At 51.1% G+C, this 13,254-nt stretch carries 11 protein-coding genes; 10 read left to right on the forward strand and 1 reads right to left on the reverse strand.

Going from position 1 to position 13,254, the window contains the following annotated elements:
- Positions 1–33 precede the first annotated feature (33 nt).
- The 8 genes from C508_RS0101355 (at position 34) to C508_RS19270 (ending at position 9,882) form a co-directional block, all read left to right on the forward strand.
- The gene (locus C508_RS0101355) at positions 34–2,094 is read left to right on the forward strand and encodes a penicillin-binding protein (RefSeq protein WP_018701732.1); all 2,061 of its coding nucleotides are present in this window, start codon (positions 34–36) and stop codon (positions 2,092–2,094) included.
- A 93-nt stretch (positions 2,095–2,187) separates the two neighbouring features.
- Complete coding sequence (locus tag C508_RS0101360) at positions 2,188–2,532, forward strand: hydrogenase maturation nickel metallochaperone HypA/HybF (RefSeq protein ID WP_018701733.1); 345 nt, start codon at positions 2,188–2,190, stop codon at positions 2,530–2,532.
- A 1-nt stretch (position 2,533) separates the two neighbouring features.
- Positions 2,534–3,211, forward strand: a complete 678-nt coding sequence (gene hypB, locus C508_RS0101365; RefSeq protein WP_018701734.1) for a hydrogenase nickel incorporation protein HypB — start codon at positions 2,534–2,536, stop codon at positions 3,209–3,211.
- 2 nt (positions 3,212–3,213) lie between these two features.
- Positions 3,214–4,323 (forward strand): alanine racemase, encoded by a 1,110-nt coding sequence (gene alr, locus C508_RS0101370; protein WP_018701735.1) that lies wholly within the window; start codon positions 3,214–3,216, stop codon positions 4,321–4,323.
- Between the two features lie 72 nt (positions 4,324–4,395).
- Positions 4,396–5,181: a CheR family methyltransferase gene (locus tag C508_RS0101375; protein ID WP_018701736.1), complete on the forward strand. Its 786-nt coding sequence runs from the start codon at positions 4,396–4,398 to the stop codon at positions 5,179–5,181.
- Between the two features lie 609 nt (positions 5,182–5,790).
- Entirely contained in the window at positions 5,791–8,763 is a 2,973-nt protein-coding gene (locus C508_RS0101380; RefSeq protein ID WP_018701737.1) for a helicase-related protein, read from the forward strand.
- A 57-nt stretch (positions 8,764–8,820) separates the two neighbouring features.
- A complete protein-coding gene (locus C508_RS20225) occupies positions 8,821–8,964 on the forward strand; it encodes a hypothetical protein (RefSeq protein WP_018701738.1) in 144 nt (47 codons plus the stop codon).
- A gap of 285 nt (positions 8,965–9,249) precedes the next feature.
- On the forward strand, positions 9,250–9,882 hold the full coding sequence (locus C508_RS19270) for a hypothetical protein (protein WP_018701739.1): 633 nt from the start codon (positions 9,250–9,252) through the stop codon (positions 9,880–9,882).
- Between the two features lie 245 nt (positions 9,883–10,127).
- Here the strand turns inward: C508_RS19270 and lexA are convergent, their stop codons facing one another.
- Positions 10,128–10,748 carry a transcriptional repressor LexA gene (gene lexA / locus C508_RS0101395; protein WP_018701740.1) on the reverse strand — a complete coding sequence of 207 codons (621 nt, stop codon included), beginning with the start codon at positions 10,746–10,748 and terminating at the stop codon, positions 10,128–10,130.
- A gap of 147 nt (positions 10,749–10,895) precedes the next feature.
- Between lexA and C508_RS0101400 the strand changes: the two genes are divergently transcribed.
- Together C508_RS0101400 and C508_RS0101405 are read left to right on the forward strand one after the other, a co-directional pair.
- A complete protein-coding gene (locus C508_RS0101400; RefSeq protein ID WP_018701741.1) occupies positions 10,896–11,669 on the forward strand; it encodes a DUF4931 domain-containing protein in 774 nt (257 codons plus the stop codon).
- A 230-nt stretch (positions 11,670–11,899) separates the two neighbouring features.
- Positions 11,900–13,156 (forward strand): dicarboxylate/amino acid:cation symporter, encoded by a 1,257-nt coding sequence (locus tag C508_RS0101405; protein ID WP_018701742.1) that lies wholly within the window; start codon positions 11,900–11,902, stop codon positions 13,154–13,156.
- Positions 13,157–13,254: the final 98 nt, after the last annotated feature.

Raw genomic sequence — 13,254 nt, forward strand, 5'->3', positions numbered from 1 at the left:
AACTTTTCAAAGGACATAGGAGAGAAACAGTGCATGGTAGAACGTGAACGAAGATATAGAAGACAGGGAACGCAAAACGGTTATGGCCAAACAACAGGCGGGCCGCCGCAGCGGCCTAGGAAAAAACCGTTGCAATTGCGTTTGGCGGTATGCTTGCTGCTGCTGTTGCTGTTGTTGATAGTAGCGGCAGGGCGTGTAGCCTGGATTCAAGTGGTTCAAGGCGGCGATATGAAGGAAAAGGCGATAGCCCAGTTGGAGGTCAGTCGCGATATGCAGTCGCCGCGAGGTTCGATTTGCGACCGAAACGGCAATGAGCTGGCAGTCAGCGTAGTAACGAAATCATTATATGCAAACCCGGATGAATTGCGCAAAAATCAAGCTGACATCGACAGTATTGTAGGCGGTTTGGCGCCTATTTTAGGCATTGACCCTAAAGAAATGAAAGAGGATTTGCTGCTGCCGGAACGCAAATTTGTTTGGCTAAAGCGGCGGATGGATGCGCCGGTAGCCACCCAAGCGGCGGCGTTTATCAAGCAGTACCAATTGCCTGGTTTTGGTTTTCTGGAAGAAAATAAGCGTTATTATCCCAATGATAAGCTAGCGGCGCAGCTCTTGGGTTTTGTGGGCAGCGATGATCAAGGCTTGGAAGGTTTAGAAGCGAAACTGGATACATTGCTGAAAGGAAATAAGAAAAAGCAAAATATCTTTACAGATAATCAGGGGCGGCCTATTTTTCAATCGGTATTTTCTTTGAAAACACCGGAAGAAGGTCGTAAAGTGCTGCTGACGATTGACCAAAACATCCAGTTTATTGTGGAACAGAGCTTGGATAAGGCCATGGCGGCCACCGGATCGGCCGCAGCCACCGCTATTGTTATGGACCCGAAGACCGGCGATGTGTTGGCCATGGTCAGCCGGCCTACGTACAATCCCAATCAATTTTGGAAGGGCGGGCCGGGAGAGTGGCGCAATCGGGCTGTTGCCAACGTATATGAACCGGGATCAACCTTTAAGAGCATTGTTGTGGCGGCCGCCCTGAATGAAGGAACCGTCCATCCCGGGCAATGGTTTCAGGATAATGGCATGATTGAAGTATCCGGGAGGCGCATTCAAAACTGGAGCGGCGAGTCGTATGGGGCGGTTTCGCTAGAGGAAGTTATTAAGCAATCCTTGAATACAGGATTTGTGCAAATTGGGTTGGGCCTTGGCGGCGAGAGACTGACGCGCTACGCGCGGGAGTTCGGTTTTGGACGTCCTACCGGCATTGGTTTGGCTGGTGAAGAAGAGGGAATTTTATTTGAACCTAAAGATATGCGTGATTCTGATATTGCTACTATGGCCATCGGTCAAAGTATTGCGGTGACGCCGCTGCAATTGGTGACGGCAGTAAGTGCGCTGGCCAATGACGGCGTGCTGTTAAAGCCGCATATTATCAAAGAGGTGCAAAATGGCGACGGCTCGGTGCAGCAAGCATACGCTACCGAAGTTGTGCGCCGCGTGATTCGTTCCGAAACAGCCCAAACGCTCAAAGGGCTTTTGGAAAAAGTCGTTTCTGAAGGCGGCGGCAGCAAAGCCGCTGTTAAAGGGTACCGCATTGCCGGGAAAACAGGAACGGCGGAAAAATTGCGTGAAGATGGCGGCGGTTATTACCAAGGTCGATATATCGCTTCTTTTGCGGGCTTTGCGCCAGTCGAAGATCCGCGTATCGCGGTGTTGGTAGTGCTGGACGATCCCCGGGGTATTTATTACGGAGGGCAGATTGCCGCACCGGTGGCTGGTGAAATTTTTAGCCAAATTTTTCGGTACTTGAATATTTTGCCCAGCGGCGTATTGCTTCCTGAAGAAAAGAAGAAGCCGTCTTCTGCGCCGCAGCCGGCGAGGCCGCCGGCCGCGCCTTTACCGCCGTTGCCGGCGGGACAGGTGCGCATGCCCAATTTACAAGGAAAAACGATGCGGCAAGCAGCGGCGTTGCTGCATAAGGAAGGTCTCTTTTTCAGACCCGCCGGAGGCGGTTTAGCGGTTAGTCAGGATGTGCCGCCGGGAACGCCTGTGCCTGTGGGCACTGAGATTGGCGTTTCCTTTAGCGAAAATTGATGACCAACCGCAAACAAGCGGGTATAATGGAGAATCATAGCAAGTGACTGTAGCAGGCCGAAATTACGGCAGATGGGAAAGAAGAGGAAGAAGATGCACGAGGTCAGTTTGGCTCAAGGAATTCTAGATGTGGTGCGGCGGCATGCGGAGGCTTCCGAAAGCCAAGGAAGCATTCGTCGGATTAAGCTGCGAATCGGAGCCTATACGCAGGTGGATGTACCGTCGCTTCTAACGGCGTTTCAAGCGGTGGCGGACCAGACGCCGGCGGCGGAGGCTGAACTTTTGATAGAACGCGTTCCGGTTCGGCTGCGCTGTCGAGAGTGCGGCGGAGAATGTGAAATACAGGGACGAGGGCTTGTATGCGCTCATTGTTCTTCTCTGGCGGTGGATATGTTGAGCGGCAGAGAAATGCAAGTGGAATATCTGGAGGTGGATTAAAATGGAAATCAAAGTTATGAGCAATATCTTGGAAAAAAATGAAGCCGTTGCGACCCGCATGCGGCAACGCTTTGCGGAAAAAGGTATTCTGGTGTTGAATTTGATGGGGTCTCCCGGCTGCGGCAAAACGACGCTGCTGGAAAATACCATTGCCGCCCTTAAGGCGCGTTTGCGCGTGGCGGTTATTGAAGGCGATTTATTTACCGATAAAGATGCTATGCGCATAGAACAGCTGCATGTGCCGGTAATTCAAATTAACACCGAAGGCGGCTGCCATTTGGAAGCGTCGATGGTGGAAGAGGCGGTTAATTCTCTTAACCTCGACGAACTGGACTTGGTGCTGGTGGAGAATGTGGGGAATTTAGTTTGCCCTGCGGAGTTTGATATCGGCGAAGATGCTAAGATCGTAGTTCTCAGCGTGACGGAAGGCGACGACAAACCGGCGAAATACCCGATTGCCTTTAATGTGTCGAAGGCGGCGGTTATTAATAAAATGGATTTATTGCCGCATACGTCGTTTGATATGGAACTGGCGGAGCATGATATTAAAAGCGCCAATAGCGACATCCTTCTTTTTAAAACCTCCTGCCGCGGCGGGCAAACAACCGGGTTGAGTTCTTGGCTCAATTGGGTCAAGGACGAAGTGCGCCGGAAAAAGCAGCAGGTCAAGGGGGAGTAGTCATGACGCGCCAGGCGGTTTGGGCGGAAGTGGATTTGGGAGCTATCAAAGAGAATGTGCGGCAGATTCGCAGTACGTTACGCACGGGAGTGCAGTTTTGCGCCGTTGTGAAGGCTGATGCCTACGGGCATGGCGCTGTCCCTGTGGCAAAAGCAGTGCTGGAAGCCGGGGCGGATCGCCTGGCGGTAGCGATGCTACAAGAGGCGGTCGAATTGCGGCAGGCCGGTATTGAAGTTCCCATTCTGATTCTAGGCTATACGCCGCCGGAGGAAGCGGCGCAGGTCGTGGCGCAAAAGGTTACCGCCGCTGTATATTCGTTAGAAACAGCGCAGGCATTGTCGTGCGCTGCGCAAAAACTAGGCTGCAAGGCAGTGGTGCATCTGAAAGTCGATACCGGCATGGGACGCATCGGCGTTCAGCCGGAAGAAGCCGGATCTTTTGCGGCGCAAGTAGCTGCGCTTCCTGGCATTGAAGTGGAGGGCGTTTTTTCGCATTTTGCAACGGCGGATTGTGAAGATAAGAGCTACGCCCATGAGCAATTTCGGCGCTTTCAAGAGGCGCTGCAAAATATAGACGCTTACGGTGTCAAGGTAGCCGTCCGCCATATCGCTAACAGCGCGGCTACGCTGGAATTGCCGGAGTATCACTTGGATATGGTACGGCCGGGGATCATTCTGTATGGAATTTGGCCGTCGGAAGAAGTAAAGCGTTCCCTGCCGCTAAGACCGGCAATGTCCTGGAAAGCCTGCGTCAGTCATGTGAAGTGCATAGCGCCGGGAAGTCCCGTTAGCTACGGCTGCACCTATAAGGCCTCTCGGGAGACTTGCATTGCCACCTTGCCTGTAGGCTATGCGGATGGCTGGACGAGACTTTTAGCCGGCAAGGCGGCGGTTTCTTTAGGCGGGCTGAGGGCGCCGATAGTAGGGCGGATTTGTATGGACCAGTGCATGGTGGCCTTGCCCGCAGAGTCGAAGATAGCGGTCGGAGAAACCGCGCTGCTTTTTGGGGCGGCAGGGCCGACCGTGGAAGAAGTAGCCGCCTGGTTGGGGACGATCCCTTATGAAATTGTGTGCATGGTTGGGAAACGGGTGCCGAGACGCTATCAAGCTTGACTGCTTCTTGCGGCAATGAAAAGCTCATGGTACGATAAACTAAATGATTGCAATACGAACGGAGGCGGCAGGATGGACCAAATGGAACAGGATTGGGAAGCGTTTAAACAGAAATTTAATGCCAAAGCCGGTATTGATTTGAATTATTACAAACGGGCGCAGATGCAACGGCGCATTACGAACTTGATGACTCGTCACGGTCATAGCAGCTATACCGCTTTTTTTTCTCAGTTGGAAAAAGATCCGAAAGCTTACAAAGAATTTGTTGAGTACATCACTATTAACGTGACGGAATTTTTTCGGACGCCGGAGAAGTTTGAGGAATTGGAGAAAAAGGTGCTCGCAGACTTGCTGCAGCGCAGTCCGAAACTCAATATCTGGAGCGCCGGTTGTTCTATGGGGGCGGAACCTTACTCGCTATCCATGATCTTAGCCGATTTAACGCCTAATGCGCGGCATCGCATTTTGGCAACGGATTTGGATGAAGAGGTGTTGGGTAAGGCCAGGGAAGGCAAGTTCAGCGCGAACGAATACAAGAATATTTCCACCCATCGAGCTTCTAAATATTTTACGAAAGAAGGCGACCGCTATGTAGTGGTCCCTGATATCCGTTCGAGAGTGGAATTTAAGAAACACAATTTGCTGCTGGATAAATTTGAGAGCGGCTTTGATCTTATTCTTTGCCGTAATGTAGTAATTTATTTTACGGAAGAAGCCAAGGACGCTCTATATCGACGTTTCCTAGAAGCGTTGAAGCCGGGCGGCGTTCTTTTCGTCGGCGGTACGGAAGCTATCTTGAATTTCCGCGACATCGGCTATCAAAGCTATATGCCTTTCTTCTACCAAAAGCCGTTTTAAGCGGAACGAGAGATTTACGAACAAGAGAACCAGAGTGACCAGAGGGTTACGCTGAGGGATTGAAAACAGTAAAGACACACAGGCTCTGGCGCAAGCTGGGGCCTGTGTCTTTTGATATGCCAGAATTTATAAGATGAATTGGCGGGGCGTTAGTAACGAACCGCGAAATACACGAAATACGCGAAAGGGTTTTTCAAGGGACAGGAGCTTCTGTATAAATGGCGGCATAACTTTATTTTCCGTAACTCTTCGTCGTACCCTCCGCGACTCCCGCGACTCTTATTTAATCTTAGTACTCTCTGGCTTTTCTCTGCTGCTGAGTGGCGTATCCTTCGCTATGCCCTCAGATTCTCCGGTTCTCTTATGTATTTCTTGCGGGCGTGTTTTGTACAGTTTGTCTGCCATTTTCAGACTGCCTGTTTTTTTCCGCCGTGGGAGTTGTTTCGCCCTCGGGGGAGTAGTATAATGGGAAAACCGGGCAAATCGTCCTGAACGATGACAAGTCGTAATGGGTCCACGGCAGTGGGCCTTTTTTCTATCTATACGTGACTGGTAAAAAATGAAAGGGGTCGAAGGCGTGGCAGCAGTAAGTAGGAGGAATAGAAATATATGAGCGTGAAGGAGATGCAGGCGCTAAAAAAGGGGTATTTTGTCAAGGAAGCCGGCAATGTTCTGGGGACTGGGAAAATCAAGGATATACGAGCAGGCAGCGTGGTGGTGGAGTTCTTTTCTTCGCCTGTTAGTCGCCAGGATGTAGAAATCCCTTTTGAGTCGCTTCGTCCATTAGGACGGTTGCAGCCTAAAACGCGTTGCTTTGTATACATAGAAGCGCTGGGGCGTTGGTACGCAGGCAGGGTAGAACAATTTGACGCAGCCAGCGGCGAATATCAAGTGAAATTTCCGGAAGGGACGCTGCCGGGCAATTTGCGCATGTTGCCTGTGCCGACGGAAGATGTGTATGTGCGCTGGAACCGGCCTCTTGGAGACGCAGTCTCCATGCTGGCGGAAACGCTGCAAGAGACGGCTTTTTTGCGTGAAACCAGGGCGTCTTTTGTGAGAGGGCTTTTAGAACAGAGAGCGGCGACACGAGGCGTTACAGGTCTTTTGTCCGCCAAAGTACAGGTAGTTCCAGAACAGATTGAAGCGGTGTGGGAGCTTGTTAGCGGCGTTTCTCAGCGGCGGGTGCTGGCAGCGCCTCCTGGCTGGGGGAAAACGATAGCTGCCGGTGCGGTGGTGCGCCAATTTTTGCTGGATGACCCTGCAGGCAAAGTGTTGTTGGTGGTGCCTCCGCTGATGGTTGCTTTCTGGGAAGAAATGCTGCGTAAACATTTTTACTTGCAACCGAACGACCCGCGCTTAAAGCTGATTGCCGCTGATCGGGCGGTGACGGCTAAAGACTTTGTTTTGAAGCAGCGCCCAGGCTTGGTCGTTTTTGATGACGCGCAACTTGTGGCCGCGGATGTATTAACGAAAGACGAAGCGGCGCAGCGGCGTTACCGTTTTTATGCGGCTGTCGCGCAACAGGCCGAGCGGGTGCTCTTGACAACACCATTGGCCTCGCAAGAACAGGAAGCTTTATATTGGGCGATGTTTCACTTGGTGGATCGAGACGCCTATCCGTTGGAACAGTTACCGGAGGCGGCAGCGCTCTGGGGGAAAAAGGCAGAGCCGCGCTTGTTGGAAATTGGCGGGGTCGAATTGCCGCTAGGCCGACAGACCGGGAAGGTAAAAGTGCTGCAAGTGGCGGGAGAAGCCGCGGAAGAACTGGAAGAAACGCTGGAACAATGGCGTTTGCTCATGAAAAAAGCGATGGAGAGCGATGCGGATCTGGCGCAGCATCGCCAATTGGTGGAAGTTCTATATTTGGCGTTTGCGGAATGCGCCGGCAGCAGCTACAAGTTGTTAAAAGAATTAGTAGGATGCCGTTTGGGACGGCAGACGCCGGCGCAGCTGGAAGAAGAGCTGCCGAAAACTTGGCTGCATTTGTGTCGGAAGATGCCCTTGTTAGAGGGAGAAGAAGCTCTCTTGCAGCGCCTTGACGCATTGACGCCCGACTCTGACGAAGCTGAACCTAGATTGGCTTCATTGGCTGCCTATATCAAGACGCTGCCGAAGGCTCGCAAGGTGGCCATCTTTACGCGTTTTGCCGCCACTTGTCAGACGGTAACTGAAGAATTGAGCAAGCTTTTGGGGGCTAAAGCCGTGGCGCAAGTGCACCGGGCGCAAACGGTTCGCGAGGTCCAAGCGGCGCAAGTGCGCTTTCGGGATGAGGCTTCCTGCCAAGTGCTGGTGTTGGATCCGCGGGGCGAAGACTATTGCGACTTGGGTCACGCCCAGATGGTGGTGCATTTTGATTTGCCCTTTGATTTGCGTCGTCTAGAACGGCGCATGTCGCGAGTGGAACGGCGTAATCGTTCGGAAACTTTGCAAACCGTAGTTGTTCTCGGTTCGGGCGGCGATTATTCTCTGGCCAATGTTTGGTGCGAGGTACTGGAAGAAGAGTTGTCTTTTTTTCGCCAGTCTCTTCACAACATAGATGGCTGGGCGAGAAAGGTAGCTACGCCGTTGGTGCGTAAGTCGCTTCTTGAAGAAGGCTATGAAGGTCTTTTAGATGCCGCCGCAAACTTGGAAGAGGCTTTTGGTCAATGGCAAGCCTCTCGTCCGGCTGCGCAAGCGACGGCTGGTTGGGGCGAAGCGGCCCTCGCGTATGATAATGATTGCGATGGTCAGCGTCAAGCCTTTGAACCTTGGATTGCCATGGCGCTGGGGCTAGGTCGTCAAGGGCCTCGTTATACCGCAACAAGCGATACGGTGTTGATGCCCTTTGATTGGCTCAGCCGCATGCAAGAAGATTTGCAGCGGCCGCTGCCGTATGACCGGAGCGAGTCTTTGCAGATTCCAGAAGCTGCGGTAGTTCGTTCAGGTCAGTCTTTTTTGGATACGGTGTCGCGCTACTTGGATTGGGATGACCGAGGGCAAACTTTTGCTTTTTGGCGTCCGGAGGCGCGGTGGAGCGAGGAAAAAGGCGATGAATGGGCTGGGTTTTGCTATGAATATACGCTGGAAGCGGATATGAAGCTTGTTAAAGGCTTTTTAAAGAAGTTGGGCCTGCCGGAACGTTTGTGGAAAACGCTCCGTCGCCGTGCGGATGGCTTTTTGGCGCCGTTGACGGTGCGGTTATATTTGGATCAGCAAGGACGGCGTGTGCGCCATCCGGAGCTTTTGGAAATTTTAGATCAGCCCTTTAGCAAGGCCCGTGATATTAACTTGATTAAGGGGCGGGTCAAACAGCTTCATGAGGTAATTGGCGTTGAGGATTGGAAGGATGCTTGCGGTAAAACCTACGAAGCTTCCTTGAAACTGTTGGAAAAAGACGCCTGGTATCAGGAGTTGGTACCGGCTGCGTGTGAAGCGCTGGAAAAAGACACGGCTCAGCGAGCTAAAGCTTGGAATGAAGCAGGCCGAACAGACTTGGCGGAGCAGGAAATTGCTCTTTCCCGGGCGCTGGCGGCGGGTATGAAGAAGCCGGCTGTGCGCCTCTTGGCGGCAGGCTGCATTATTGTCTCTGGCCGCAAACCTTAAATCGAAAAATCTCCTTGCTCGCAGTTTCAAAAACTGCAGGCAAGGAGATTTTTTACTATGGCTGAAAGTATAAGCTGTTGTGCTTGGAAAGGCAATGACGTTAAGGGGGGAGCGAGCCTGAATAAAAAGGCGGCGGCCATTGTGTTTGATACAAGATTTGCGCGCACCTCGAAAAAACTGGCTAAGTCGGCAGTTTCTTAACTCGCTGTGCTCAAACAGGCGAAACTGTGATCCCCCTTAGCCGGTTTTTCCGTCCTGCGGACCGGCTTACTCCAATAAAAGTCTCAAACACAATGGCAGCCGCCGTCGCAGCCCTCAGTCGTACCCTCCCTTGACTCCCTCTACTCTTGTTTAAAAAGTGCTTCGTTGTTTTTGAACCATCGTCATGGCGCAAAATGAATATTTTGTAAAAAATGGAAAAGCGGCTTAAAAAGCCGCTTTTCTTGTAGTATAGTGAAAGTATGAAATCAAAAAGGGGGCGGACCGATGAAAAAATGGTGGCGGCTGGCGATTTTGCTTGTAGGCTTTGCGATTTTGGGCGGCAGTGTTTTCGTAGTTCAGGCGGCGGTGGCAGTAGAAAATGACTGGTTGTGTCTGCCCTATGAACGATTAGGGCCGATCAGAGCTTCGGCTAAAGAGGAAGATTTGCTGCAGTTGTTTGGCGCTGAGCAGGTGCAGCGCAGGACCATTTATGTGGCGGAAGGAACTGAAAAACGGGATGTATCGGTCATTTATCCTTATAGTGTTAACGAAATAATCTTGTTTTGGCGGAACAATCAATACGGGCAGGTGTTGTCGCACGCTTGGGTGAAAAAAGAGGGAACGTCTTGGCGGACGGCGGAAAATATTACCGTCGGTACGCCCTTGGAAGAGCTGAATCGTTTGAACGGCCAGCCTTTCCGTATTGTCGGTTTCGGCTGGGACTACGGCGGCTATATTCCGGTGCGTCAGGAAGGAAGGCTGATTCAGCAAAAAGGCTTGTGCCTGCGCTTGGCCCCGGTGCGGCAGCTGCCACGCGGGTATTACGGCGACGGAGTGAAAGTATCTTCTGAGGACCCGGAATTATTGCCGGATGCGGTGAGAGTAGTATCCTTTGAAGTGACCCTGAACGAAAAATAACGAGGAACGAACAAGAGGACCGGAGTAATCGGAGGGCGTGCTGAGGGTACGGACTTTAAGCACTTGCTCCAATAAAAAATCTCCTTGCTCGCAGGTGAAAAACTGCAGGCAAGGAGATTTTTGTAATTTCAAATACAAATTTCTAAAACCCTCTGTGGTGTCCTCTGGTATTCTCGCGACTTTTGTTCAATCCGTATTCTCTGGCTTTTCTCTGTTCCTCAGTTACTCTGAGTTCCGTTCCCTCCTCAGAATTTACGGAACAGGCCGACTACATGGCCGAGAATGTCCACATGCTCTGGACGGATGGGCTCCATGGCGTCGTTTTCCGGTTTGAGTAGAATCTGCTTGCCGTCTTTCCAGAAGCGCTTGACGGTGGCTTCTTCGCCGTCGACTAAGGCCACGACAATATCGCCGTTTTTGGCGCTGTCACAGGGGCGGACGAGGAGGAAGTCACCGTCATGAATACCGACATTGATCATACTCTCGCCGCTGACGGTGAGCATGAACAGGTCCTCGTTGCCTCGGCCTAATAAGGATGCGGGCAAGGGAAACGTATCTTCAATATTTTCTTCCGCCAGAACGGGCAAGCCAGCGGTAACACGGCCTACTAAAGGAACGGGAATCATTTCCTTTTGCCGCCAGGGAGATTCGGCAACAAGTTCAATAGCGCGGGGCTTGGTAGGATCCCGGCGGATGAGGCCGTCTTCTTCCAGACGGTTTAAGTAGCCATGGACTGTGGAACTGGAGCTGAGTCCGACAGCGGAGCCGATCTCGCGGATGGAAGGGGGATAGCCGTTGGTCCGCAGTCGTTCGCGGATAAAGCTGAGAATTTCAGCCGGCTTGTCGCCGGTGCGCTTGCGTGGCATCAGGCTCACCTCGTTATTCTTGAATTTTTTTTCAGTATATCAGAAAATGCCTTGCTTTTCAAACTCTTGTTCGCATTACACCTGCAGGTAAGAAGCATGACAGCGGCGAATTGGCAATAGTAGGCAGTTAATGAAGGAGGACTTATTATGGTCCATACGCATCTTGTTTTTGATACAGGCATTGGGCGGCGGAAGCCGGAAAATATTGTGCATAAGGAAGCGTCTTGTCCGTTTTGCGATCGCCGCGGCCTAAGTGGCATTTTGGCGGAAGAGGGCCCGGTCCTTTGGCTTAAAAACAAATATCCTGTTTTTCCGGATGCTTACCAGACGGTGCTGGTGGAAAGCTATACTTGCGAAGAAGAGTTATCAACCTATGCACCGGATCATTTACAGGCAGTGGTCGGCTTTGGCCTTGAAAAGTGGCGCGAATTGTCTCGGAGCGGGCAATTTCGGTCCGTTTTGTTTTTCAAGAATCATGGTCCTTGCTCCGGGGGGTCTATGCGGCATCCCCATATGCAGATTGTCGGTTTGGATCATATTGACTATCAGCACAGCATGGAGGAGGAAGCGTTTCATGGCATTCCTATCTGGCAGAATGGCGAGGTAGAAGTGAATCTGTCTACACGTCCGAGGGTAGGTTTCTTTGAATTTAATATTTTGTTGCAGAAAGAAGGGGCGATTGCTCCGTTTGCCCATGGTATTCAGTCTGTGGCGCATTATATTTTGAATCATTTTCATCGACATTGCAGCAGCTATAATTTGTTCTTTTATGAATGCGGCGGTGCGGTGCGGGCGAAAATGATGCCGCGTTTTGTCTTGTCGCCAGTTTATGTAGGTTACGGAATTCCGCAGGTTTCCAGTCAGGTGGAAGAGGTGGCGGAATTTGTGCGTACCCTGTATTTTGCCAAAAAAACATATTGAACTTGCTTTTGAGGCGCTTTTTGCAAAGAGGTCTTTCTGGCGCGAAGAAGAAAGCTGCTAAGCCGTTTGTATACGTGTTGTATATTAAATGCAAAATTCTTGAAAAATAGTTTTGTCGTATTATGTAGTTTTTTGATTAGGCTCCTTTCATACTAGAAGCAGAAACTGGAACGGGCGTACCTGGCAGAAGCACGGCTGGTTTCCCAACTATTTTATAAGGGGGCGTACGCATGGCAGAAGAAAAGAAATCTGGCGGTATTGGTCTTACTACACAAATCTTCATCGGTCTCATTTTAGGCGTTCTTTTCGGCTATCTCTTTCCTTCCTACGGTGAACAGCTTAAACCCATTGGCGACATCTTTATTCGTATGATTAAGATGATCGTGGTGCCGTTGATCTTCAGTTCGTTGATCATGGGCATTGCGGGCACAGGCGACTTCAAAAAATTGGGTCGTTTGGGCGCGAAATCCATTTTGTGGTTTGAATTGGCAACCACGGTGGCTCTTTTTGTAGGTCTGCTGGTAGTTAACGTCTTTGAACCCGGCGTAGGCGTGCAGATCGTTTCGAGCGATGCTGCATCAGCTGCGGCTGCTGCAAAAAAATCCATCGATATGACGGACATGCTGATTAAATTGGTTCCTACTAATGCGGTAGATGCGGCGGCGCGCGGCGATATGCTGCAAATTATCGTGTTTTCCTGTTTCTTTGGCGTAGCAACAGCTGCAATGGGCGAAAAGGGCAAACCGGTTTTGCAAGTCGCCACCAGCATTGCGGAAGTTATGTTCAAATTTACCCACTACGTCATGTGCTTGGCGCCGATCGGTATTTTTGCCATGATCGCGTTCACGGTTGGCAAATTCGGCCTGGGCATGCTGATTCCGTTGATGAAACTGATCGGCTCCTTGTATTTCGCTCTGATCTTCTTCCTCTTCTTGGTCTTCTTGATGGCGACGATTATCTTCCGGATCAACTTCTTCCAGTTGCTGCGGGCCATTAAAGATCCTCTCATGTTGGCCTTCTCAACAGCTTCCAGCGAAGCGGCTTTGCCGTCGGCGATGGAAAAACTGGAGAAATTCGGTGTTCCACGTCATATCATCACCTTTGTGTTGCCTACAGGTTATACCTTTAACTTGGACGGCTCCACTCTCTACAGCGCTTTGGCAGTTGTTTTTATTGCCCAGGTGTACGGTATTCACTTCCCGATTGAAACCCAGTTGCTGATGGTTATCACCTTGATGCTTTCCACTAAAGGTATCGCTGCTGTTCCGGGGGCATCCCTCATCGTTATCGCCGGTACTGCTGCTGCTTTCGGATTGCCTGTTGAAGGTATCGCCATTATCCTCGGCGTGGACCGCATTCTCGACATGGCTCGTACCGCCTGCAACTTGGTTGGTAACTGCGTAGCTGCTGTTGTTGTGGCCCGTTGGGAAAACGAACTGCCTGACGAAGTGCTGAAGGTAGCTTACACGAAAGATTATAGTGACTAAATTCCTGTAAAAAAGGAATTTACCAACTTTATCACGAAAAGATGTGGACAGGGGACCTCTAAGGCGCCCCTGGCCACATCTTTTTTCATGCACAGGGG

This window comes from Anaeromusa acidaminophila DSM 3853, from assembly GCF_000374545.1.
Taxonomy (GTDB): Bacteria; Bacillota; Negativicutes; order Anaeromusales; family Anaeromusaceae; genus Anaeromusa; species Anaeromusa acidaminophila.

What these genes read in the sequence shown, in the direction of transcription:
- C508_RS0101355 (WP_018701732.1), top strand. Translation starts at nt 34, where the DNA reads ATGGTAGAACGTGAACGAAGATATAGAAGACAGGGAACGCAAAACGGT.
- C508_RS0101360 (WP_018701733.1), top strand. Translation starts at nt 2,188, where the DNA reads ATGCACGAGGTCAGTTTGGCTCAAGGAATTCTAGATGTGGTGCGGCGG.
- hypB (WP_018701734.1), top strand. Translation starts at nt 2,534, where the DNA reads ATGGAAATCAAAGTTATGAGCAATATCTTGGAAAAAAATGAAGCCGTT.
- alr (WP_018701735.1), top strand. Translation starts at nt 3,214, where the DNA reads ATGACGCGCCAGGCGGTTTGGGCGGAAGTGGATTTGGGAGCTATCAAA.
- C508_RS0101375 (WP_018701736.1), top strand. Translation starts at nt 4,396, where the DNA reads ATGGACCAAATGGAACAGGATTGGGAAGCGTTTAAACAGAAATTTAAT.
- C508_RS0101380 (WP_018701737.1), top strand. Translation starts at nt 5,791, where the DNA reads ATGAGCGTGAAGGAGATGCAGGCGCTAAAAAAGGGGTATTTTGTCAAG.
- C508_RS20225 (WP_018701738.1), top strand. Translation starts at nt 8,821, where the DNA reads ATGGCTGAAAGTATAAGCTGTTGTGCTTGGAAAGGCAATGACGTTAAG.
- C508_RS19270 (WP_018701739.1), top strand. Translation starts at nt 9,250, where the DNA reads ATGAAAAAATGGTGGCGGCTGGCGATTTTGCTTGTAGGCTTTGCGATT.
- lexA (WP_018701740.1), bottom strand. Translation starts at nt 10,748, where the DNA reads ATGCCACGCAAGCGCACCGGCGACAAGCCGGCTGAAATTCTCAGCTTT.
- C508_RS0101400 (WP_018701741.1), top strand. Translation starts at nt 10,896, where the DNA reads ATGGTCCATACGCATCTTGTTTTTGATACAGGCATTGGGCGGCGGAAG.
- C508_RS0101405 (WP_018701742.1), top strand. Translation starts at nt 11,900, where the DNA reads ATGGCAGAAGAAAAGAAATCTGGCGGTATTGGTCTTACTACACAAATC.